At 64.7% G+C, this 21,579-nt stretch carries 16 protein-coding genes; 8 read left to right on the top strand and 8 right to left on the bottom strand.

What is annotated here, in order from left to right:
• Nucleotides 1-2: 2 nt before the first annotated feature.
• The 3 genes from VUG52_RS09385 to VUG52_RS09375 all read right to left on the bottom strand — a co-directional run bounded on the left by VUG52_RS09385 (nucleotide 3) and on the right by VUG52_RS09375 (nucleotide 6,583).
• Entirely contained in the window at nucleotides 3-4,556 is a 4,554-nt protein-coding gene (locus VUG52_RS09385) for an NEL-type E3 ubiquitin ligase domain-containing protein (RefSeq protein WP_262974368.1), read from the bottom strand.
• Between the two features lie 70 nt (nucleotides 4,557-4,626).
• On the bottom strand, nucleotides 4,627-5,655 hold the full coding sequence (locus VUG52_RS09380; protein WP_050704981.1) for an AraC family transcriptional regulator: 1,029 nt from the start codon (nucleotides 5,653-5,655) through the stop codon (nucleotides 4,627-4,629).
• Nucleotides 5,656-5,719: 64 nt separating this feature from the next.
• Nucleotides 5,720-6,583, bottom strand: a complete 864-nt coding sequence (locus VUG52_RS09375) for a LysR substrate-binding domain-containing protein (protein ID WP_050704980.1) — start codon at nucleotides 6,581-6,583, stop codon at nucleotides 5,720-5,722.
• 113 nt (nucleotides 6,584-6,696) lie between these two features.
• On the opposite strand from VUG52_RS09375, the gene VUG52_RS09370 reads away from it, so the two are divergent.
• Nucleotides 6,697-7,803, top strand: coding sequence for a 2-aminoethylphosphonate--pyruvate transaminase (locus VUG52_RS09370; RefSeq protein ID WP_050704979.1), 1,107 nt, complete (start codon nucleotides 6,697-6,699; stop codon nucleotides 7,801-7,803).
• Between the two features lie 34 nt (nucleotides 7,804-7,837).
• Complete coding sequence (gene phnX, locus VUG52_RS09365; protein WP_050704978.1) at nucleotides 7,838-8,665, top strand: phosphonoacetaldehyde hydrolase; 828 nt, start codon at nucleotides 7,838-7,840, stop codon at nucleotides 8,663-8,665.
• 91 nt (nucleotides 8,666-8,756) lie between these two features.
• On the opposite strand, the gene VUG52_RS09360 is transcribed toward phnX, so the two are convergent.
• Nucleotides 8,757-9,317 carry an NADPH-dependent FMN reductase gene (locus VUG52_RS09360; RefSeq protein ID WP_050704977.1) on the bottom strand — a complete coding sequence of 187 codons (561 nt, stop codon included), beginning with the start codon at nucleotides 9,315-9,317 and terminating at the stop codon, nucleotides 8,757-8,759.
• A 158-nt stretch (nucleotides 9,318-9,475) separates the two neighbouring features.
• On the opposite strand from VUG52_RS09360, the gene VUG52_RS09355 reads away from it, so the two are divergent.
• Entirely contained in the window at nucleotides 9,476-9,694 is a 219-nt protein-coding gene (locus tag VUG52_RS09355; protein WP_028690532.1) for a hypothetical protein, read from the top strand.
• Here VUG52_RS09355 and VUG52_RS09350 read toward each other — a convergent pair.
• The 4 genes from VUG52_RS09350 to VUG52_RS09335 all read right to left on the bottom strand — a co-directional run bounded on the left by VUG52_RS09350 (nucleotide 9,678) and on the right by VUG52_RS09335 (nucleotide 14,213).
• Complete coding sequence (locus tag VUG52_RS09350) at nucleotides 9,678-11,921, bottom strand: Orn/Lys/Arg decarboxylase N-terminal domain-containing protein (RefSeq protein WP_050704976.1); 2,244 nt, start codon at nucleotides 11,919-11,921, stop codon at nucleotides 9,678-9,680. The genes VUG52_RS09355 and VUG52_RS09350 overlap by 17 nt on opposite strands.
• 152 nt (nucleotides 11,922-12,073) lie before the next feature.
• A complete protein-coding gene (dnaQ, locus tag VUG52_RS09345) occupies nucleotides 12,074-12,829 on the bottom strand; it encodes a DNA polymerase III subunit epsilon (RefSeq protein ID WP_050704975.1) in 756 nt (251 codons plus the stop codon).
• 150 nt (nucleotides 12,830-12,979) lie between these two features.
• Nucleotides 12,980-13,426, bottom strand: coding sequence for a ribonuclease HI (rnhA, locus tag VUG52_RS09340; RefSeq protein WP_050704974.1), 447 nt, complete (start codon nucleotides 13,424-13,426; stop codon nucleotides 12,980-12,982).
• Nucleotides 13,427-13,439: 13 nt separating this feature from the next.
• A complete protein-coding gene (locus VUG52_RS09335) occupies nucleotides 13,440-14,213 on the bottom strand; it encodes a class I SAM-dependent methyltransferase (protein ID WP_028690528.1) in 774 nt (257 codons plus the stop codon).
• 84 nt (nucleotides 14,214-14,297) lie between these two features.
• Here VUG52_RS09335 and gloB point away from each other — a divergent pair, with 84 nt between their 5' ends.
• From gloB to VUG52_RS09310, 5 genes are all read left to right on the top strand, one after another.
• Nucleotides 14,298-15,077 (top strand): hydroxyacylglutathione hydrolase, encoded by a 780-nt coding sequence (gene gloB / locus VUG52_RS09330; RefSeq protein ID WP_050704973.1) that lies wholly within the window; start codon nucleotides 14,298-14,300, stop codon nucleotides 15,075-15,077.
• Between the two features lie 100 nt (nucleotides 15,078-15,177).
• A complete protein-coding gene (locus VUG52_RS09325) occupies nucleotides 15,178-16,605 on the top strand; it encodes a lytic transglycosylase domain-containing protein (RefSeq protein ID WP_050704972.1) in 1,428 nt (475 codons plus the stop codon).
• Between the two features lie 236 nt (nucleotides 16,606-16,841).
• Nucleotides 16,842-18,674 (top strand): extracellular solute-binding protein, encoded by a 1,833-nt coding sequence (locus VUG52_RS09320; protein ID WP_218188890.1) that lies wholly within the window; start codon nucleotides 16,842-16,844, stop codon nucleotides 18,672-18,674.
• Nucleotides 18,671-20,503, top strand: coding sequence for an extracellular solute-binding protein (locus tag VUG52_RS09315; RefSeq protein ID WP_050704970.1), 1,833 nt, complete (start codon nucleotides 18,671-18,673; stop codon nucleotides 20,501-20,503). Before VUG52_RS09320 ends, VUG52_RS09315 begins: the two co-directional genes overlap by 4 nt.
• 1 nt (nucleotide 20,504) lies before the next feature.
• Entirely contained in the window at nucleotides 20,505-21,578 is a 1,074-nt protein-coding gene (locus VUG52_RS09310) for a microcin C ABC transporter permease YejB (protein WP_050704969.1), read from the top strand.
• Nucleotide 21,579: the final 1 nt, after the last annotated feature.

The raw sequence follows: 21,579 nt of genomic DNA, 5'->3' as shown, positions 1-21,579 counted from the left end.
TGTCAATCCGGCTGAGCGGATTCGCCATCCTCCGGATCGAGCTTGACGCCCACGGCCTCAAGGTCCAGCACTTCCTGGGTCAGCGTGACCGTCATCGCGCGCTCACTGGCCTCGCGCTCCGCCGCCACGGCATTGCAGGCCTTCAGGTACGCATCGCTGCTCAAGGCCTGCTCATCCAGCGCGGCAAGCTTTTCAGCGAACTCTTCGTCATGCTGGGCAAAGAGTTCGCCATGCCGCACTTTCAGGTAATCACGCCAAAATTCACGATTGGCCAGGCTCTGCACCAGGTGCCCATCCGTCTCGTCCGCCAGCACCGCATCGACCGCCCGCTCCTTCAGCGAAGGCGTGATGTTCGCCACCGCGCCATACAGCATCGACCTGGGTTGCCCGATCAGACCCAGCGTGTCGGCCAGCTCGACCCGCAGGCCGAGCACGACCTCCAGCTCGTCGACCTCCTGCCTCGCAGCCTCCCGCACCATCACTTCCTGCCTGGCGAACTCGTCGAGACGGTCCAGGCGAAACAGGGCCCGTCCCAACTTCAGCAGTTCGTCACCATTGCTGCCTACCTTGCCCTGTAGTTCGGCATGGTGAACCAGCGCCCGCATCCACAACCTGCTGAAGCGTTCCGCGACACTATCATGGCAGGTGAGCTGGATACCGGCATGGGTGAAGAGGTCATCGCGCAACACGCTGTCGGTGTCTATATCCTCGATCAACTGCCAGACCTGCTCACCCAGGTATTCGGGGGCCTGGAGGAAGTCCTGGGTCCTGGTGAGAGTCGCCAACAACTGGAACCATTGTGCGCTGCCTTCGAGTTGTTGCACGCGCTGCCACATGGCACGTCGTTCAGCACGCCCCTGCGGCTCACCCGTCTCGAGCCAGCGTTGCAAGGGGTCGATAACCTCCGGTAGCTGCGCGTCGACCGGTTCGTCAGCGTCCCCGGCCATGAATGCGGTCAACGTTGGCAGTGGCACCGGGTTGCCGTCCAGGTTCACGCGACGCCTGAAGGTCCGCGAGGTCGCCATCAGGCCATTGGGAATCGTCGAAATCAGGTTGAAACGCAGATCGGCCAGGATCAGTTGCGTGCATCGCTCGATACCTGTCGGCACGCTTCTCAGGGAGCATCGATCCGCCCTGAGGAATTGCAGTTCGGTAAGACGGGAGAAGTCCAGTTCGAGCGAACGCAGCGGATTGAAGTCGAGCACCAGGGTCTCCAGGCCTTCAAGGCTGGACAAGGTGGCGACGCCCGAGGCATTCATCTGGATGCGGTTCGACCTCATCTCCAGCCGCCTGAGCCTGGGCAGCTGGGCAATCTGCTCAGGCACCGTAGTCAGCAGGTTATTGTTCAAGCTCAAGGTTTCCAGGGAATCGAAGCAGCCCAGGAACATCGGCGACATGCTCATCAGGTCCATGCCGGACATGCGCAACTCGTAGATGTGCCCCATGTCGATTTCCGCCGGCAGGTCGGGCAATGAGCCGATGCGCCAGCCCCCGATGCTCAGGATACGCCCGACACGGTCCTGGCTGTGGCTGCGAATGGTTTCACCCTCATGGCGCCAGGCGCTGCGCAGGCGATTGGAGAACTGCCGGCGCCGATTGCGCAGTGCACGGCTGCGCGGCTCACGTTCCCAGGCGCTTAGCGTATCTTCCAGGTAAGTGAAATTGGTTTCCTGGGACAATAGCTCCTCGATGGCATCCCCGGTGCGCAACTGCCACTCCTGGATCATCCTGTCCACCTCGACAATGCTGAGCGAGGGGTAAAGCGCCCTGACACGTAGCCTCAGGGTATCCATGGTCCCAGAGCGCCTGGAAAGAGAGCCGCCAAGGGTGTAGCCGACTCGTCCATCAGGCAAGCGCTTGCCAGGGTTGAACCTGGGGGCCACTGCCCGCCAGCCTAAGCGGTTGATGATGGCGTCTCGTGATATTGGCAGTTCGCCGATGATCGCTTGGCGCAGTTGCTCGGCGGGTGACTGGCCAGTGAGCTTGAGGGCCTGCCTCCCCTCCTGCCCGAGCACGCCCACCAGAGCCTGGAACAACCCGCCCGGCGCGTCGATGTCCTGCTCCAGCGCCAGCCCCTGGTGGTCATAAAGGTGGAACTGGCCCGACCGCCAGACCAGCACAGTGCGTTTCTCGCGCAGACCTTGAGGGTCCAACACACTGATCAGTCGACCAAACGCCGAACCTTCGCGCAGCTCCAGGTTCAGCGACGCAGGCCAGTTGGCGAGTCTGGGCAGCAAGGCCAGCACCAGCTCGCCAGTCCCATCGGTGTAGCTGGTATCCAGCAAAAGACCTTCCAGTGCCCGTGTCAGTCGCGCTTGCCCAAGCAGCGAGCGAACCTGCTTTAGTATCGTCATCGGCAGCCGAGACTCGCTGATGGCCACCCGACGCAACATCGAATCGGCGCCTTGCACCGCCTCGGTGGCATAAGCCAGGGGCAAGCCGGGAAACTCGCTTTGCAACTGCTTTAACAGCGCGTCAGCAGGAGGTTCATCGTCGGGCAAGGCCTCCAGAGGATCCTCGGCGAGCAGCAGGTCCTCCGCCAGGTGATTCTGCAGTGCCTCTCGCAGCTCATACCGTCGCGTCAGCAACTGCCTGCCGATGGCCGGGTCATCCAGTGTGTGCATGTCCGCAAAGGCCCTGCACCATGCCAGTACCTGGGTGTCCTCGAGGAGCGCACCGGGTTTCTCCAGTACACTGAACAGCGCCGAAACCCGACTCGCCGCCATGTAGCGCCTCAAGGTATCCCGTAGGGTGATCGGCGCCTGGCGGTTCTCCACCAGCACCCCACGCAATGCCTCCTTGTCGACGCCGGCCACCTGCAGTATCCGCCCGGCCGTTTCGGCAGACAGCGGGGGGTCCAGCGGCCAAAGGCGGTTGAGCATCCGTGTGCTGTCGTCCCATTCCAAAGGTCGCTCCAGGCGTATGCGCCAGCAACGCTCGCCATTGAAGTCGACCGGCGGCCCGTAAGCATCGGCGCGCTCGGCATGACGCAAACTCCAGGGCTTGCCTGGCGCCTCTCGTTGCAATTCGTAGTACTTGTCGTCGACACGTAACCAGCGCCGGGAGCCTTCGCCGTACAAGCCGTTGTCCAACAGCCGCGCCGCCCCCGGGTCAGATTCGTACACCTGCAGGTCCGACTGCCAAAGGCGCGCTCCCAGATTTGTCTTGACCGGATCCAGTAGGTCGACGAACGAACTGCGCTTCAGCACGCTTGCAACCGCCATGGCACCTGCGGCGGTGGCGGCGGTGATCGCCACGGTCTCGGCGACGCTGAACAGGTGCTCCAGCGCTTCATGCTGGTGCCCCTCGCTCCAATCGACCGCGCCTTCATACACATGCGCGAGGGTGTCCACCACCAGGGTCGCGAAGAGCGCCACACCAACGATAGGAATACCCAGCCCCGCCAATCCGAGCACGGTGAAACCGATCCCTGACCAAGTGGCCAGACGCTCATTGGCGGCTCGTTGATCGGCGTCCGCGTTAGAGACCAGCAGCAGCTTGCCGTCATCCTTGAACCGCTCTACTTGGGTAGTGGCCAGAGTGCTGAAGATATCTTGCCCGGAAGCGGCACCTTCCATTTGCAGGTCTGGCACATCATCACTCAGGCGCACCTCCAGCAACCGACTGAAGGCAGCGCGGTCACGCAGGCGAATCCGTTCGCGAAAGTCCCGACGGATATCCGCGTTTTCCAGCTCACTGGCCAGCGCCTGCTCCATTCGCCGGGCCGAATCGAAACGGCGCAATGAGTTCTGCCCATCATCGGGCACGTATAGGATGACGCCCTTGTCCGTACCCTGCGCGTCACGCAACTGGATTTTCAAAGCGTTCTCGACGGTGAACCCCAGCATGCGCAGTTCACCGGCGCCGGCGAAGCACTGTTGGCCTGGCTGATCTGCCTTGCCGCTCGAAAGCTGGTCAAGGGCCATGTACTCCTCGACGCTGATCTGCGCACGACACAAGGCAAGCTCGCACATCAGGACAAACGCGGCTCGTTTATGTTCAGCAAGCAAAGTTCGATTGGCCGGGCTGAGCACCTGAGCGATCAATGCCTGGTACTGCTTGCCCAGATCCAGCTTGCGGCAGGCACCGGCAACACCCTCTGGGTTGGACAGGACAGCCGAAGCGCCGCTGTTCACCAATCCTGTGGCAACGAAAAACGAGGCAGATGTGGGAAAGTTCTGCATCAGCCGCAGCCGTGCCGGCGAACGCAACTCATGTGGCTCGACACTAGGTGTGGACAGGATCGGCGTCACCCCGTACCAGGCGTCGACCCACTCCAGCGCATCCAGCGCGGGCCCGTCAGGCAACAGGGTCTTGAGCATCGGTTGGAAATGCTGCTCGGCGAACTGTTGCGCCGATACCAAAGCAGTTGTCGCCCGCGCCAGTTGCTGACGACTCTTTTCATGGACCTGGAACGCCTTGTGCAGTGCCCTCAGGCGCTCCACGGAAGCCTGTGTGAACCAGTCCGGCAGTCTTGCACCAATGAATTTGTCCAGAAGTACGCGAAGTTGCGCATTCCTGCCTGCTTCGGTTGGCAAGAGGGTATTGGAAGTCATGCTGTAAGGACCTTGTACTTGAAGGTGCCTCACAGTGCACAAGCCGCCAGCGCCGCTTCAGCGGGAAGGCTCACCCACCCGTTGCGCCACCTTCATGCATGACCAGCGAACGGTAATGCCCCGGATTGCAACCGAACCACTTGCGAAACGCCTTGTAGAACGAGCTGCTGTCGGCAAAGCCCAGGCGCTCGGCGATATCGCTCAACCCCAGCTGCGCCTCGGCCAGCCAGGCAATGGCCAACTCCCGACGCACGCCATCCTTGATGCCCTGATAGCTCTGGCCCTCTTCCGACAGACGCCGGCGCAACGTCGACACCGACATGTGCAGGGTGGCGGCCACCTGCTCGGCGTCCGGCCAGGCGCCCGGCGGCATCTCCAGCAAGCGGTGGCGGATCTGCCGGGCCAGGCTGGCCGGGTCGCGGAACTTGACCAGAATATTGCCTGGAGCCTCGGCCAGAAAACGCTGCAACTCCTCGTCACTGCGCCTGACCGGCAGTTCCAGGCATTCGGCGGCGATGATCATCCGCGTACGCGGACGCTCGAACTGCAGGTTTTCGGAAAACATCACCCGGTAGTCATCGCAGAATGGCGGCTCGGCGCAACGCAGGTCGATGGCCAGGATCGGAATGCGCCGCCCGGCCAGCCAGCAGGCCAGGCCGTGCACGATCATCCAGAAGGTGAAGTAGGTGAACGCCCGGCGCGGCGTGTCGCCGGGCTCGTTGATGACGATCTCGGCCAGGCTCTGCTGGCGCACCAGGCCCGGTTGCAGGTCTTCGAGCATCAGCGACAGGAACGCCAGCAGGTTGTCCAGGGCCGCGCCCAGGGTCGGCTGGGCCATGGCGCTGCGGGCCATGAAGGCCAGGCTGCCACTGCGCAGGCCGCGCCGGTCCATGGCGAAGAACTCGTCGTTGCAGCGCCGCGCCAGCAGGCGCCAGAGCCGGGCGTAGGACTCGGCCGTCACCCGTGCCTCGGGCCGGTCCAACTGCTCGGCCGCGATCCCGGCACGCGCCAGCAGCCCAGCATCGGGTTCGCCGGCCGGGCAGGTCTGCAACAGGGCTTCGCGCACCAGTTGCATGGAAATGGTGTCCTTCTCGCTCATCGACAATCCAGTCTGCGCTGTGGCGGCCATCTTAGGCCGCCACGGGGAAAACGTCAGCCGCCAATCACTGGCCGGCGGCCAGGCCCAGGAACGCCTGGATCAGGCGCAGCTCGCGGCGGCGCTCCAGGCAACCGACCATGTGCTGGTTGACCAGGCCCAGACCGGCCAGGGGGCGGGCCACCACCCGCGGGTCATGGGCCACCTCGGTGGAGGACACCACGCCAATGCCCAGTTCCGCCGCCACCGCCTCGGTAACTGCTTCGCGGCTGTCCAGCTCCAGCAGCACCCGAGGTTGCACGCCGGCATCGGCGCAGGCCTTATCGAAGGTGCGCCGGGTGGTCGAGTTGGGCTCGCGCAGCACCATGATCTGCCTGTCCAGCTCGGCCAGCGGCAAGTCTCCCCCGGCACCCGCCCACGCATGCCCCACGGGCAGCAGCGCACACAACCGCGATTCGCATAACGCCTGCAGGTGCAGGCCCTTGCGCGGCTCGATCTCGGTCAGCACAGCCACATCGGCATGCTCCGACAGCAACGCGGCCAGGGTTTCCTGGGCATTGCCCAGGCGCAGGTTGACGGTGATGCCGGGATAGCGTTCGCGCAACTGCGCCAGCATCGGCATCACCCGGTGCGGGCCGTCCGCCGCCACCTCCAGGCGCCCGGTCAGTAACTGCCGGTTGGCCTCGAGCATGGCCTGGGCCTCCTCGGCCAGGCCGAACATGGCCCGGGTAATGGCCGCCAGCCGCGTGCCCTCCTCGGTCAGCTCGACCCGCCGGGCGGTACGGCGCAGCAGGGTGATCTGGTAGTGCTCCTCCAACGCCTTCACATGCCCGGTCACCGCCGGCTGGCTGATGAACAGCCGCTCGGCGGCGCGGGTGAAGCTGCCCTCGCGAGCGACGGCGTCGAAGGCGCGGAGCTGGAACAGGTTCATATCTATCGGCCTGACTTATGGCTGGCATATCTACAAACAATTTGATTGATGACACAGCGAATTGCAACCTAGCCCCACTAGTTTCCAGCCCACCGCAAGTGAGGAACCACGGAATGAGCAACGCCCCGATCCTGCTGACCCCCGGTCCACTGACCACCTCGATCCGCACCCGCCAGGCCATGCTCGTGGACTGGGGCTCGTGGGACCGCGACTTCAACCAGCTGACCGCCAGCGTTTGCGAGCAACTGCTGGCCATCCTCGACGGCAGCGCCAGCCACCACTGCGTGCCCCTGCAAGGCAGCGGCACCTTCGCCGTCGAGGCCGCCATCGGCACCCTGGTACCCCGTGACGGCAAGGTCCTGGTGCTGATCAACGGCGCCTACGGCCAGCGCCTGGCGAAGATCTGCAAGGTGCTGGGCCGCGCCTACAGCACCTTCGAGACCGCCGAGGACCAGCCGACCACCGCTGCCGATGTCGACCGCCTGCTGGCCGCCGACCCCGCCGTGACCCACGTGGCGCTGATCCACTGCGAGACCAGCACCGGCATCCTCAACCCACTGCCCGAGATCGCCCAGGTGATCCAGCGCCACGGCAAGCGCCTGATCATCGACGCAATGAGCTCCTTCGGCGCGCTGCCGATCGATGCCCGCCAGATCCCCTTCGAAGCGCTGATCGCCGCCTCCGGTAAGTGCCTGGAGGGCGTGCCGGGCATGGGCTTCGTCTTCGCCGAGAAAACCGCCCTGGCCGCCGCGGAAGGCAACGCCCACTCCCTGGCCATGGACCTGCACGACCAGCACGCCTACATGGCCAAGACCGGCCAGTGGCGCTTCACCCCGCCGACCCACGTGGTCGCCGCCCTGCACGAAGCACTGCAGCAATACAACGAAGAGGGGGGACTGCCCGCCCGCCACCAGCGCTACGCCGACAACTGCAAGACGCTGCTCGACGGCATGGCGAAGATCGGCCTGCAGAGCTTTTTGCCCGCCGACATCCAGGCACCGATCATCGTCACCTTCCACGCGCCGAAGGATCCGCGCTACCAGTTCAAGGACTTCTACGAGCGGGTCAAGGCCAAGGGCTTCATCCTTTACCCGGGCAAGCTGACCCAGGTCGAGACCTTCCGCGTCGGCTGCATCGGCGTGGTCGGTGCCGACGGCATGCAGGCCGCCGTCAATGCCGTGGCCGAGGTGCTGCGGGAAATGGAAGTGCTGGACATCTGACCCTTTGCCCACCCAATTCAAGGAAAATGCGCACATGAACTACAGCAACCCCACCCAGCTGCAAGCCGCCATCCTCGACTGGGCCGGCACCGTGGTCGACTTCGGCTCGTTCGCCCCGACCCAGATCTTCGTCGAAGCCTTCGCCGAGTTCGACGTGCAGGTGTCCATCGAAGAGGCCCGTGGCCCGATGGGCATGGGCAAGTGGGACCATATCCGCACCCTGTGCGACGTGCCGGAGATCGCCGAGCGCTACCGCAAGGTGTTCGGCCGCGCACCCACCGACGACGACGTCACCGCCATCTACGAGCGCTTCATGCCGCTGCAGATCGAGAAGATCGCCGTGCACTCGGCGCTGATCCCCGGCGCCCTGGAGACCCTGACCGGGTTGCGCAAGGACGGCTTGAAGATCGGCTCCTGCTCGGGCTACCCGAAGGTGGTGATGGACAAGGTGGTCGAACTGGCCGCGCAGAACGGCTACGTGGCCGACCATGTGGTGGCCACCGACGAGACACCGAACGGCCGCCCGTGGCCGGCCCAGGCGCTGGCCAACGTGATTGCCCTGGGCATCGATGACGTGGCTGCCTGCGTGAAGGTCGACGACACCGTGCCGGGGATTCTCGAAGGCCGCCGCGCCGGGATGTGGACCGTGGCGCTGGTGTGCTCGGGCAATGCCCTGGGGCTGACCTGGGAAGGCTACCGGGCGTTGAGCGCGGAGAAGCTGGAGAGCGAACGCAAGCGGATTCATGGGATGTTCGCCGCATCGCGGCCGCACTACTTGATCGATACCATCAACGAGTTGCCCGAGGTGATTGCCGATATCAACCGGCGATTGGCCAAGGGGGAGATGCCGCAGAGCGCGTGATGTCGAAAAACATCGCGGGGCAAGCCCGCTCCCACGCAGGTTGGTATAGCCTGGCGTGGGAGCGGGCTTGCCCCGCGATGCCTTTTGGGGATCAGACCGCCCGGTTCAGCTTCACCCACGACGCAAAACGGTCGATAAAGCCCTGCAGGAACGGCCGGGTCTTGTCATTGAGCTTACCGCTGTCATCGAACAACGTCGCCGCCCCGCCGATATACGCCTCGGGCATCTGCATGCACGGCATGTCAAGGAACACCAGCGACTGGCGCACCGCATGATTGGCACCGAACCCGCCGATTGCCCCCGGCGACACGCTGGCCACCGCTGCCGGCTTGCCGCCCCACACGCTCTGCCCATAGGGCCGCGACCCCACATCGATGGCGTTCTTCAACCCGCCCGGCACCGAACGGTTGTACTCCGGGGTGACGAACAGCACCGCATCGCTGCGGCGGATCTCGTCGCGAAAATGCTTCCATGCCTCGGGCGCGCCCTCGGCCTCGACATCCTCGTTGTACAACGGCAGCTCGCCAATCTCGACGATCCGCAGGGCAAGGCTGGACGGCGCCAGCTCAGACAGCGCGCGGGCCACCTTGCGGTTGTAGGACTCCTTGCGCAAGCTGCCGACGACAACCGCAACCGAATAGACCTGGCTCATGGCGTTTTGCAACCTCTGCTCTGGGAATGGGACCTGTTAGTTATAGATGACCGTTCCTCGGCTTCGCGGTTTTTTTCCATTCGGCTGAAAACTTCCCGGGCGTTTCACTGGTCTATGCCTACAGACATTTCCTACACGATTCAGAGGTTTCCACCTAAATGGCAGCAGTAATGGTCGGCCAGTTCCACGCCCGCGACGCCGAAGGCCGTATCTACCCGGTCCACGAGTTCCAGGAGTCCACCCTCCAGGCCGACGGCAGCACCCTCGGCGCGCCGGTCACCAGCTATCGGCTGGCCATCGGCGACCGCGTCAACCACCTGGGCGACGACCGCTTCGAACTGGCCCAGACCGGCGTCGAGATCATCCGCATTCCTTGACGCAATCGACGGTGTACAGCGTCCCCTCGCGCTGCAGGCCATGCACGTCGGCGACAAAGCCCGGGAAGCCCTGGTCGAAGGCCCGGGCACAGTCCAGGTAGACCAGGATCGAGCGGGTCGCCTCGGTGAAGCGCTCGCCCGGCATGATCAAGGGAATTCCCGGCGGATACGGCACCAGCATCACCGCCGCGACCCGACCCAACAGCTGCTCGATCGGCACCGCCTCCACCTCCCCGCGCACCATCCGGTCATAGGCCTCGGCCGGGGTCATCGCCACTTCGGGCAAACGGGTGAACAGCAGCTTGAGCTGCCTGGACGTGGCATTGGCGCGGTAGAAGGCATGCAGTTGCTGGCACAGGTCGCGCAGCCCCAGCCCCTGGTAGCGTGACGGCTGCGGCGTCACCACGCTGGGCAGGCAGTCGGCCAGCGCGGTATTGGCATCGTAATGGCGCTTGAACTCCAGCAGCTCGGTGAGCAGCGTGCTCCACTTGCCCTTGGTGATGCCCATCGAGAACAGCACCAGGAAGCTGTACAGGCCAGTCTTCTCCACCACCAGCCCCCGCTCCCACAAAAACTTGCTGACCACCGCAGCCGGAATGCCCTGCTCGCCCGCGCCGCCACCGGCCCCGGGCATCACCAGGGTGACTTTGAGTGGGTCAAGCAGCACATACTCGTCGCTCAGCTCGGCAAAGCCATGCCACTCGGCACCAGGCTGCAACAGCCAGTCCGACGCCTCCAGCCGCTCGCCACCCTGGGCCTGCGGCGGCTGCCAGATGCTGAACCACCAGTCGTCGGCAGCGATGTGCTCGCGCAGGTTGGCCAGCGCCCGGCGAAAGCTCAGGGCCTCGTCGAACATCTCCTGCAGCAGCGAACGCCCGGCTGGGCCTTCCATCATCGCCGAGGCCACGTCCAGCGAGGCGAGGATGCTGTACTGCGGCGAAGTGGAGATATGCATCATGAACGCTTCGTTGAAACGGTCGCGGTCCAGCTGGCGGGAGGCGCCATCCTGCACATGGATCATCGACGCCTGGCTGAAGGCGGCCAGCAGCTTGTGGGTCGAATGGGTGCTGAACAGCAGCGGCCCTTCATCGCCGCGTGGCGTGCCCATGGCATAGCGGCCAGCGAAGAATTCATGGAAGGCGGCGTAGGCGAACCAGGCCTCGTCGAAGTGCAGCACCTCGACACTGGCGCCGAGGGTCTGCTTGATCAGCCCGGCGTGGTAGCACAGGCCGTCGTAGGTGGAGTTGGTGACCACCGCCAGCTTGATCTTCGCCGGCCGCCCCTGGGCCAGCGGATGGGCCTGGATCTTCGCCTGGATCGACGCCGGGGTGAACTCGCTGAGCGGAATCGGCCCGATGATGCCCAGCTCGTTGCGCTCCGGGCTCAGGTAGAGGGGGATGGCGCCGGTCATGATGATCGCGTGCACCACCGACTTGTGGCAGTTGCGGTCCACCAGCACCAGATCACCGCGCCCGACCATCGCATGCCAGACGATCTTGTTGGCGGTGGAGGTGCCGTTGATGACGAAGAAGGTGTGGTCGGCGCCGAAGTTGCGCGCCGCCCGCGCCTCGGCGGCGGCCAGAGGGCCAGTGTGATCGAGGAGCGAGCCCAGCTCCGGCACCGACACGGACAGGTCCGAGCGCAGGGTGTTTTCGCCGAAGAATTGGTGGAAGGCCTGCCCCACCGGGCTCTTGTGATAGGCCACGCCGCCGCCGTGACCCGGCGTGTGCCACGAATAGTTCGACTGCGCGGTGTGTTGCACAAGGGCCTTGAAGAATGGTGGCAGCAGGCCGTCTAGGTAGCTGTGCGCGGCCCGTGCCACCTGGCGGGCGAGAAAGGGCACGGTGTCTTCGAACAGGTAGAGGATGCCGCGCAGCTGGTTGAGCTCACCCATGGCCTCGGCCGGAGCGTTTTCCAGGGTGACCTGCTCGCCCAGGGCGAAGATCGGCAGGTTGGGTGCGCGCAGCCGAGCCAGGCGGATCAGCTCGGCCATGTTCTGCAGAAGCCGGCTGTTGTCGCCAACGCCCTCGGCGGCGATCAGCATGCAGGCCAGGCCGTGGTGGGTGGCGGCCACCAGGCGCGCCTCGGCCTGGTCGGCGGCGGCGAGGATGGCGAAGCCGTCCCTGGCCAGTTCATCGGCGATGCCGCGCACCCGCTCGCCGGCGACACTGTCGGCCTTGATCGCCCGGTGGACGATGAGGATGGGGAACTGGAGGTCCTTGTACATCGGGCGGCTACCTCTGCGGGGGCTTCCCCCTCAGGGTAGTTGAGGCTGGTGTCGTCAGTGCCGGCCTCTTCGCGGGTAAACCCGCTCCCACAGGTTCGGGGATAGCCTGTGGGAGCGGGTTTACCCGCGAAAGGGCCAGTACTGCTGGCAAATCAGCTGGCAGGTGTCTCGGTCAACGCCTGCCACATCGCCGGCCCACCGGCTGACTTGGCAATGGCCGCCAAGCGCTCGGCATGGGCCTCAAGCTCTTCCTCGCTGGCCATGATCACCTTACCCGCCGCACGACCGGTAATCCGACGGATCTCACTGCCGGTACTGGCCTGCCCATCCTCGCCCTGCGCGCCATCCCCCGCCAGCGACAGGCTGGTCTGGCCGCCGGTCATCGCCAGGTAGACGTCGGCCAGCAGTTCCGAGTCGAGCAGTGCGCCGTGCAGCTCACGGCCGGAGTTGTCGATGCCGTAGCGTTTGCACAGCGCATCGAGGCTGTTGCGCTGCCCCGGATGGCGCGAGCGCGCCATCATCAGGGTGTCGAGGATCGGGCAGTGCTGCGAGATGTCGGCGCGGTCCTGCTGGCCGATCAGCGCGAACTCGTTGTTGATGAAGCCGACGTCGAACGCCGCGTTGTGGATGACCAGGGTGGCGCCCTGGATGAACTCGAAGAACTCCTCGGCCACGTCGCCGAAACGCGGTTTGCCGACCAGGAAGGCGTCGGTGATGCCGTGGACGTTGATCGCGCCCTCGTCACTGTCGCGGTCGGGCTGCAGGTAGACGTGAAAATGCCGCCCGGTCAGGCGCCGGCCGATGACCTCGACGCAACCGATCTCGATGATGCGGTGGCCTTCGGCCACCGGCATGCCGGTGGTCTCGGTGTCGAGGATGACGAACCGTTTGTCTTGCTGCTGCTCCACGCGGGGACTCCAACTGGCGGTGCTTGAATTCAGGGTGGGAGTATAACGAAATCGGGGCCGCTTTGCGGCCATCGCGGGGCAAGCCCGCTCCCACGCAGGCAGTGCTCACCCTGTGGGAGCGGGCTTGCCCCGCGATGACCCGCAACACAATCAACGCTGGGCGCGTACTTCGTCGACCCCACGATTGGCCAACTGGTCAGCCCGCTCGTTGCCCGGGTGGCCGATATGCCCGCGCACCCACTTCCAGGTCACCTTGTGCCGGTTGACCTGCTCATCGAGGGCCATCCACAGGTCGGCGTTCTTCACCGGCTCCTTGGCGGCGGTCTTCCAGCCGCGCTTCTTCCAGTTGGTCATCCACTCGTTGATGCCCTTCATCACATACTGGGAGTCGGTGGTCAGCACCACCTCGCACTCGCGCTTGAGCGCCTTCAGGCCCTCGATCGCGGCCATCAGCTCCATGCGGTTGTTGGTGGTCTCGCGCTCGCCGCCCCACAGTTCCTTCTCGACGCCCTTGAAAATCATCAGGACGCCCCAGCCGCCCGGGCCGGGATTGCCCTTGCAGGCACCATCGGTGTAGATCTCGACGCTATCGCTCATGTACCACTCGTGTTCAGTGCTTTTCGGAATCGGGGTGGGTGGCGCTGCGGTTGACCTTGGCCAACGGCAGCGGCAGCAGCTTGCCCATCGGCTCGCGGCGCTCCAGGCGCAGCGGCCGCAGGCCGACCACCATCTTGCGCGCCACCAGCAGGTAGACGCCGCCACCAGCACTCTGCCAGCCTCCGGCCACCCGCTCCCAACCGGCCAGGCGTTGTTGCCAGGCCGGCGAGGCAAGCGGCGGACGATAGCACCCGAAGCGGCGTTTCTCCAGCGCGAAGCCCAGCAGGTTGAGCCAGTCGCCGACCCGCGACGGCGAGATGCAGCGGGCCTTGCGCAAGGCGCCCTGGCTGAAGAAATGCCGCAGGCCCCAGCTGCTCCACGGGTTGATGCCGACGATCAGCAGGTGCCCGCCCGGACGCACCGCGCTGGCCGCCTCGCGCAGCAGGCCATGGGGCGACAGGCTGAAGTCCAGGCCATGCTGCAGCACCACCACGTCGGCGGCGTGCTCCGACAACGGCCAGGCCTGTTCCTCGCAGACGATCTCCACCCCCGGCAGTGGCGCACCGAGGCGCACGTTGCGCTGCACCTGTGGCGCATTGGGCGGAGGTTCGGCGCAGGGGCCGTAGTGCACCAGGTAACCACCGAAGAAGCGCCGCAGCTCTTCTTCAAGCAACTTTTCCTCTTCCTTGAGCATCAACTGCCCAAGGGGGCCATTGAACCAGTCGCGGGCCAGGCTGATGAGCTCGACCCAGTCGGGGTCGGCCTGGGCGAAGGCTTGGTCGGTCATTGCATTCTCCCTCGAAGGTTCTCGGGCCGCGACATCGCGGCTAAGATGCCCCCAATGTCCAGGCTTGGCGATACGGATCCGCACATGATACAGATCGATGCCCTACCCGCTTTCAACGACAACTACATCTGGTTGTTACAGGATACTGCCAATCGCCGCTGCGCAGTGGTCGATCCCGGCGATGCCGGGCCGGTGCTCGCCTGGCTCGGCCAGCATCCCGACTGGGCGCTGGAGGCGATCCTGGTCACCCACCACCACCATGACCACGTCGGCGGTGTCGAAGCCCTGAAGCAGGCCAGCGGCGCCACCGTCTACGGCCCGGCCAACGAGCGCATCCCGGCCCGTGATGTCGCCCTGGAGGACGGCGCACAGGTGCAGGCACTGGGCCTGACCTTCGAGGTCCTGGCCATGCCCGGACACACCCTCGGCCACATCGCCTATTACACTGCGCAATCGCCCACGCCGCTACTGTTCAGTGGCGATACCCTGTTCGCCGCCGGCTGCGGGCGGTTGTTCGAAGGCACGCCCGAGCAGATGCACCATTCGCTGCAGCGCCTGGCCGCCCTGCCGGCCGAGACCGAAGTGTACTGCGCCCACGAATACACCCTGAGCAACCTGCGCTTCGCCCGTGCCGTGGAACCGGAAAACCTGCACGTTCTGCAACGCTTCGAAGACGTTACCCGCCTGCGCGCCGACAATCGCATCAGCTTGCCCTCCACCATCGGCCTCGAGCGCCTGACCAACCCGTTTTTGCGTACTGCTGAAACATTCGTTAAACAAAAAGCAGACGAATGGAAGGGACATTCCAACCCCACCCAAGCCACTGTTTTTGCTGCCTTGAGGTCTTGGAAGGACGTGTTCTGATAACCTCAAGATATATCGTGACATAAGCCCAAAGGTTGACCCGGCCGGGGCCGGTTTTTAGAATCGCCCAACTTTTTTGCCCGGATAACCGTTCCAGCCGATGTCTTCCCCTAGCCGCAGAACCGCTCATTCGGTCGCCCTGACGCGACTGGCACAGATCAGTGCACTGGCGCTGGCCGCCACCCTGGTCGGCTGCCAGAGCACCCGTCAGCTCGACGATTCGGACAGCGTTCGCGCGCACAACTACCAGGCGCGGATCAAACACAAGCCCGCGCCGCTGGTGGTCAAACCCAAGGAAGCACCGCCCCAGGACGTCTGGGAGCGCATGCGCCAGGGCTTCGCCCTGCAGGACGGCATGGACGTCAACCCGCGCATCGAACAGCAGCGCCTGTGGTTCGCCAGCAACCCGTCGTTCCTCGAGAACGCCGGCGAGCGCGGCAGCCTTTACCTGCACTACATCGTCGAGCGCCTCGAAGAACGCGACATGCCGTTGGAACTGGCCCTGCTGCCGGCCATCGAAAGCGCCTACAACCCGATGGCCTATTCCCGCGCTCATGCCGCCGGCATGTGGCAGTTCATCCCATCCACCGGGCGCCACTTCAACCTGCGCCAGACCAACTTCTACGACGGTCGCCGCGACGTCACCGCCTCGACCAACGCCGCGCTGGACTACCTGAACCGCCTGCACGACATGTTCAACGGCGACTGGCTGCTGGCCCTGGCGGCCTACAATGCCGGCGAAGGCACCGTCAGCCGCGCCATCGAGCGCAACGAGCGCCTGGGCCTGCCGACCGACTACTGGAACCTGCCGCTGCCGCAGGAAACCCGCGACTACGTGCCCAAGCTGCTGGCCCTGTCGCAGGTGGTCAACACCCCGGCCGCCTACGGGATCAACCTGAACCCGATCGCCAACGAACCCTATTTCGAAGCCGTCGCCATCAACGACCGCCTCGACCTGTCCCGCGTCGCGGCTTTCGCCGACATCGACGAAGACGAACTGATCCAGCTCAACCCCGCCTTCAAGAAGCGCATGACCGTGGACGGCCCGCAGCAACTGCTGGTGCCCACCGCCAAGGCGCAGCTGCTGAGCGACCGCATGTCCAACCTCAAGCCCGAGGAACTGGTCGCCCTGCAGCCGAACAAGGCTGTGTTCCAAGCCGCCCTGGCCGAAGCCAAGGCGCCGGCGGCGCGCAGCTACCGGGTCAAGCGTGGCGACAACCTGGGCAGCATCGCCAAGGCCAACCGCGTCGCGGTCAAGGACATCCAGCGCTGGAACAGCCTGCGCGGCAACAGCCTCAAGGTCGGCCAGGTGCTGGCACTGCGTGGCGGCAACGCGCCGAGCGCGGCGGCCAACCGCGTGGCCGACGCGAAGCAGCGGTCCACCCAGTACAAGGTGCGCAAGGGCGACTCGTACTACCTGGTGGCCAAGCGTTTCAACGTTGAGATGAAACACCTCAAGCGCTGGAATCCGCGTAGCGGGCATGCGCTCAAGCCGGGGCAGACGCTGACCGTTTACCTGTCGCGTTGATGTGAATTCTGGGGGCGCTTCGCGCCCCTTTCGCGACACAAGGCCGCTCCTACAGGCATTGCACCAGCCTGAGGGTTTGCGCAATCCCTGTAGGAGCGGCCTTGTGTCGCGAAAGGGTTGCGAAGCAACCCCATTGCAGCCACCCCCACCCGCCCTGCCCCAGCCCTTTTTCCATTCCAGACAAGCTGTTACTGTACCCCGAACCAAGCCCAACGCCTTCTGGATCGGATGCCGACTTGATACGTCCCCTCCTGCTGTCTCTCAGCCTGGCCTTGAGCTTCCCCGCCGTCGCGATGGTGAGCGAAAGCCACGGATACGCGCAGTTCGGCACGCTCAAGTACCCGGCCAGCTTCACCCACTTCGACTGGGTCAACCCGCAAGCCCCGAAAGGCGGCACCTTGCGGGCCATGGCCTTCGGCACCTTCGACACGCTCAACCCCTATACCTTCAAGGGCTCGAGCCCGGTCACCACGCCCAACTTCCTGCAATACGGCATCAACGAGCTCAACGAGCCGCTGATGGTCGGCACCGGCATGTACGACCCCTCCGGAGACGAACCCACCTCCAGCTACGGCCTGATCGCCCGCTCCGTCGAATACAGCGAGGACCGCAGTTGGGTGGTGTTCAACCTGCGTCCCGAAGCGCACTTCCACGACGGCGTGCCGATCACCGCCGCCGACGTCGCCTTCAGCTACCGCACCCTGCTCAAGGACGGTCACCCGATCTACCGCACCAACCTGCAGGAAGTGGCCCGGGTCGACATCCTAGGCCCGCTGCGCATCCGCTTCGTGTTCAAGCGCGCCGGCAACCCGCTGCTGATCCTGCGCCTGGGCGAAATGCCGGTGCTGCCCAAGCACTACTGGGAAAAACGCGACTTCAAGGCCACCACCTTCGACCCGCCGCTGGGCAGCGGCCCCTACCGCATCACCGAGGTGCAACCGGGCCGGCGCCTGGTGTTCGAACGGGTAAAGGACTACTGGGGCAAGGACCTGGCCGTGAACCGCGGCAAGTACAACTTCAAGCGCGTCGAATACGAGTTCTACCGTGACGCCACCGTGGCCTTCGAAGCGTTCAAGGCCGGCGAATTCGACATCTATATCGAACACCAGGCGAAGAACTGGGCCAATGGCTACACCTTCCCCGCCGTGCGCCGGGGCGAGGTGATCAAGGCGCAGATCCCACACCAGATCCCCACGCAGACCCAAGGCCTGTTCATGAACAGCCGCCGTGCCGCGTTCAGCGACCCACGGGTGCGCCAGGCCCTGAGCCTGATGCTCGACTTCGAATGGACCAATCGCGCCCTGTTCAACGGCGCCTACCGGCGCGCCACCAGCTATTACCCTAATAGCGATTTCACCGCCACAGGCCTGCCCACCGGCAAGGAATGGCTGCTGCTCAAGCCGTTCCGCGACCAGTTACCCGAAAAGCTGTTCACCCAGCCCTACCAGGTCAGCCACACCGACGGCAGCGGCATCAGCCGCCCTGCCCTGCGCCAGGCGCTCGACCTGTTCGCCCAGGCCGGTTGGAAACTCAACGGCCAGCGCCTGGTGGACGGCAAGGGCCAGCCATTCCGTATGGAACTGCTGCTGGTGAACCCGAACCTCGAACGCATCCTGCAACCTTATGTCGAAAATCTGGCCAGCATCGGCATCGATGCGCGCTTGCGCACCGTCGACCGCGCCCAGTACAAACAACGGCTCGACCAGTTCGATTTCGACATGATCCTGATGACCTTGAACCAGACCCTGAGCCCGGGCCTCGAACAGTGGCTGTATTTCCACTCGAGCCAGGCCGCCACCAAGGGCAGCAAGAACTATGCTGGCGTGAAGGACCCGGTGGTCGACCACCTGCTCGACACCCTGCTCGCCGCCCGCAGCCGCGATGACCAGATCGCCGCCGCGCGCGCCCTGGACCGCGTACTCTCATGGCAGTACTACATGATCCCCAACTGGTACCTCGACAATCACCGCCTGGCCTACCGCAACCGGTTCGCCTTCGTCACCACGCCGCCCTACACCCTCGGGCTGAACAGCTGGTGGATCAAGAAGACTTCGGAGAAAGCCAAATGACGCCCACCCTGCGCCGCCTGGCCGCCAGCCTGCTGCTGGCCTGCCTCACGCTCCCGGCCGTGGCCGCCCCGCAACACGCCCTGACCCTGTACGGCGAGGAGCCGAAATACCCGGCCACCTTCAAGCACTTCGATTTCGTCAACCCCGACGCACCCAAGGGCGGCACCTTCCGCCAGTCCAGCTTCGGCGGCTTCGACAGCCTCAACCCGTTCATCAACAAGGGCGTGCCCGCCGACAACGTCGGCAGCATCTACGACACGCTGATGCGCCAGAGCCTGGACGAGCCCTTCACCGAGTACGGCCTGGTGGCCGGCAAGATCGAGAAGGCCCCCGACAACAGCTGGGTGCGCTTCTACCTGCGCCCCGAGGCGCGCTTCCACGACGGCCAGCCGATGCGCGCCGAAGACGTGGTGTTCACCTTCAACGCCCTGATCAAGGACGGCGCGCCGCTGTACCGCCAGTACTATGCCGACGTCGCCGAAGTGGTCGCCGAAGACCCGCTCAAGGTGCTGTTCAAGTTCAAGCACAGCAACAACCGCGAGCTGCCGCTGATCCTCGGCCAGCTGCCGGTGCTGCCCAAGCACTGGTATGCCAACCGCGACTTCAACCGCGGCAACCTGGAAATTCCGCTCGGCAGTGGCCCGTACAAGGTCGCCGAGGTGAAGGCCGGCCGCTCGATCCGCTACGAGCGGGTCAAGGACTACTGGGCCAAGGACCTGCCGATCAACCGCGGCTTCTACAACTTCGACGTGATGACCTTCGACTCCTACCGCGACAACACCGTCGCCCTCGAAGCGCTCAAGGCCGGCCAGTTCGACTACGCCCTGGAAGTCAGCGCGAAGAACTGGGCCACCGCCTACGACGTGCCCGCCGTGCGCGACGGCCGCCTGATCAAGGAAGAGATCCCCAACGGCAACCCGGTGGGCATGCAGGGCTTCATCTTCAACCTGCGCAAGCCGATGTTCCAGGACATCCGCGTGCGCCAGGCCATCAGCCTGCTGCTGGACTTCGAATGGACCAACAAGCAGCTGTTCAACGGCGCCTACACCCGCACCGGCAGCTATTTCGAGAACTCCGAGATGGCCGCCAGCGGCCTGCCCTCGCCCGCCGAACTGAAGATTCTCGAACCGCTGCGCGGCAAGGTGCCCGACGAGGTGTTCAACGGCGCCTTCCGCAACCCCGTCACCGACGGCAGCGGCATGATCCGCGACCAGCAGCGCCAGGCCTACAAGCTGCTGCAGGACGCCGGCTGGAAGATCGTCGACGACAAGATGGTCGACAAGGACGGCAAGCCGCTGAGCATCGAGTTCCTGCTGGCCCAGACCCAGTTCGAGCGCGTGCTGCTACCGTTCAAGCGCAACCTCGCGGACCTGGGCATCAACCTCGAGATCCGCCGCGTGGACGTGTCGCAGTACATCACCCGCTTGCGTTCGCGGGACTACGACATGATCGTCGGCGGCTTCGCGCAATCGAACTCGCCCGGCAACGAGCAGCGTGAATACTGGAACAGCGCCGCCGCCGACAACCCCGGCAGCCGCAACTTCATCGGCCTGCGCGACCCCGCCATCGACCAGTTGGTGGAACAGCTGATCAACGCCGATTCGCGTCAGAGCCTGGTCGACCACTGCCGCGCCCTGGACCGCGTGCTGCTGTGGGGCTACTACGTGATCCCCAACTGGCACATCAAGACCTGGCGCGTGGCCTACTGGAACCACATCGGTCACCCCGCCGTGTCGCCCAAGTACGACATCGGCATCGACACCTGGTGGATCAAGCCCGACGTCACGCCTGCCGTAAGCGAAGCCCCCGCCGTGGAAGAGGCTCATTGACATGCTGGCCTATATCCTGCGGCGCCTGCTGCTGATCATCCCGACCCTGTTCGGCATCCTGATCATCAACTTCATCATCGTCCAGGCCGCCCCCGGCGGCCCGGTGGAGCAGATGATCGCCAAGCTCGAAGGCTTCGACGGTGCCACCAGCCGCATCGCTGGCGGCGGCGCCGAAGTGTCGGTGGCCGGTTCCAATTACCGTGGCGCGCAAGGCCTGGACCCGGCGCTGATCGCCGAGATCGAGCGCATGTATGGCTTCGACAAGTCCGCGCCCGAGCGGCTGTGGATCATGGTCAAGAACTATGCCCATCTGGACTTTGGCAACAGCTTCTTCCGCGACGCCAAGGTCATCGACCTGATCGCCGAGAAGATGCCCGTGTCCATCTCGCTGGGGCTATGGAGCACGCTGATCATGTACCTGGTGTCGATCCCCCTGGGGATCGCCAAGGCCGTGCGCCACGGCAGCCATTTCGACGTGTGGACCAGTTCGGCGATCATCGTCGGCTACGCCATCCCCGCGTTCCTCTTCGCCATCCTGCTGATCGTGCTGTTCGCCGGCGGCAGCTACTTCGACTGGTTCCCGCTGCGCGGGCTGACCTCCAACAACTTCGACGAGCTTTCCACCGCCGGCAAGGTACTCGACTACTTCTGGCACCTGGTGCTGCCGATCACCGCACTGGTGATCGGCAACTTCGCCACCATGACCCTGCTGACCAAAAACAGCTTCCTCGACGAGATCAACAAGCAGTACGTGGTCACCGCCCAGGCCAAGGGCCTGAGCCGTTCGCGGGTGCTGTACGGCCATGTGTTCCGCAACGCCATGCTGCTGGTGATCGCCGGCTTCCCCTCGGCGTTCATCGGCATTTTCTTCACCGGTTCCTTGCTGATCGAGGTGATCTTCAGCCTCGACGGCCTGGGCCTGATGAGTTTTGAAGCGGCGATCAACCGCGACTACCCGGTGGTGTTCGGCACCTTGTTCATCTTCACCCTGCTCGGTCTGGTGGTGAAGCTGATCGGCGACCTCACCTACACCCTGGTCGATCCACGCATCGACTTCGCCAGCCGGGAGCACTGAC

It is taken from the genome of Pseudomonas sp. LH21 (genome assembly GCF_036549575.1).
In the GTDB taxonomy this organism is placed as follows: domain Bacteria; phylum Pseudomonadota; class Gammaproteobacteria; order Pseudomonadales; family Pseudomonadaceae; genus Aquipseudomonas; species Aquipseudomonas peradeniyensis.
The sequence above is the reverse complement of the archived record's forward strand: the minus strand, read 5'-3'. Positions and strand labels throughout refer to the sequence as shown.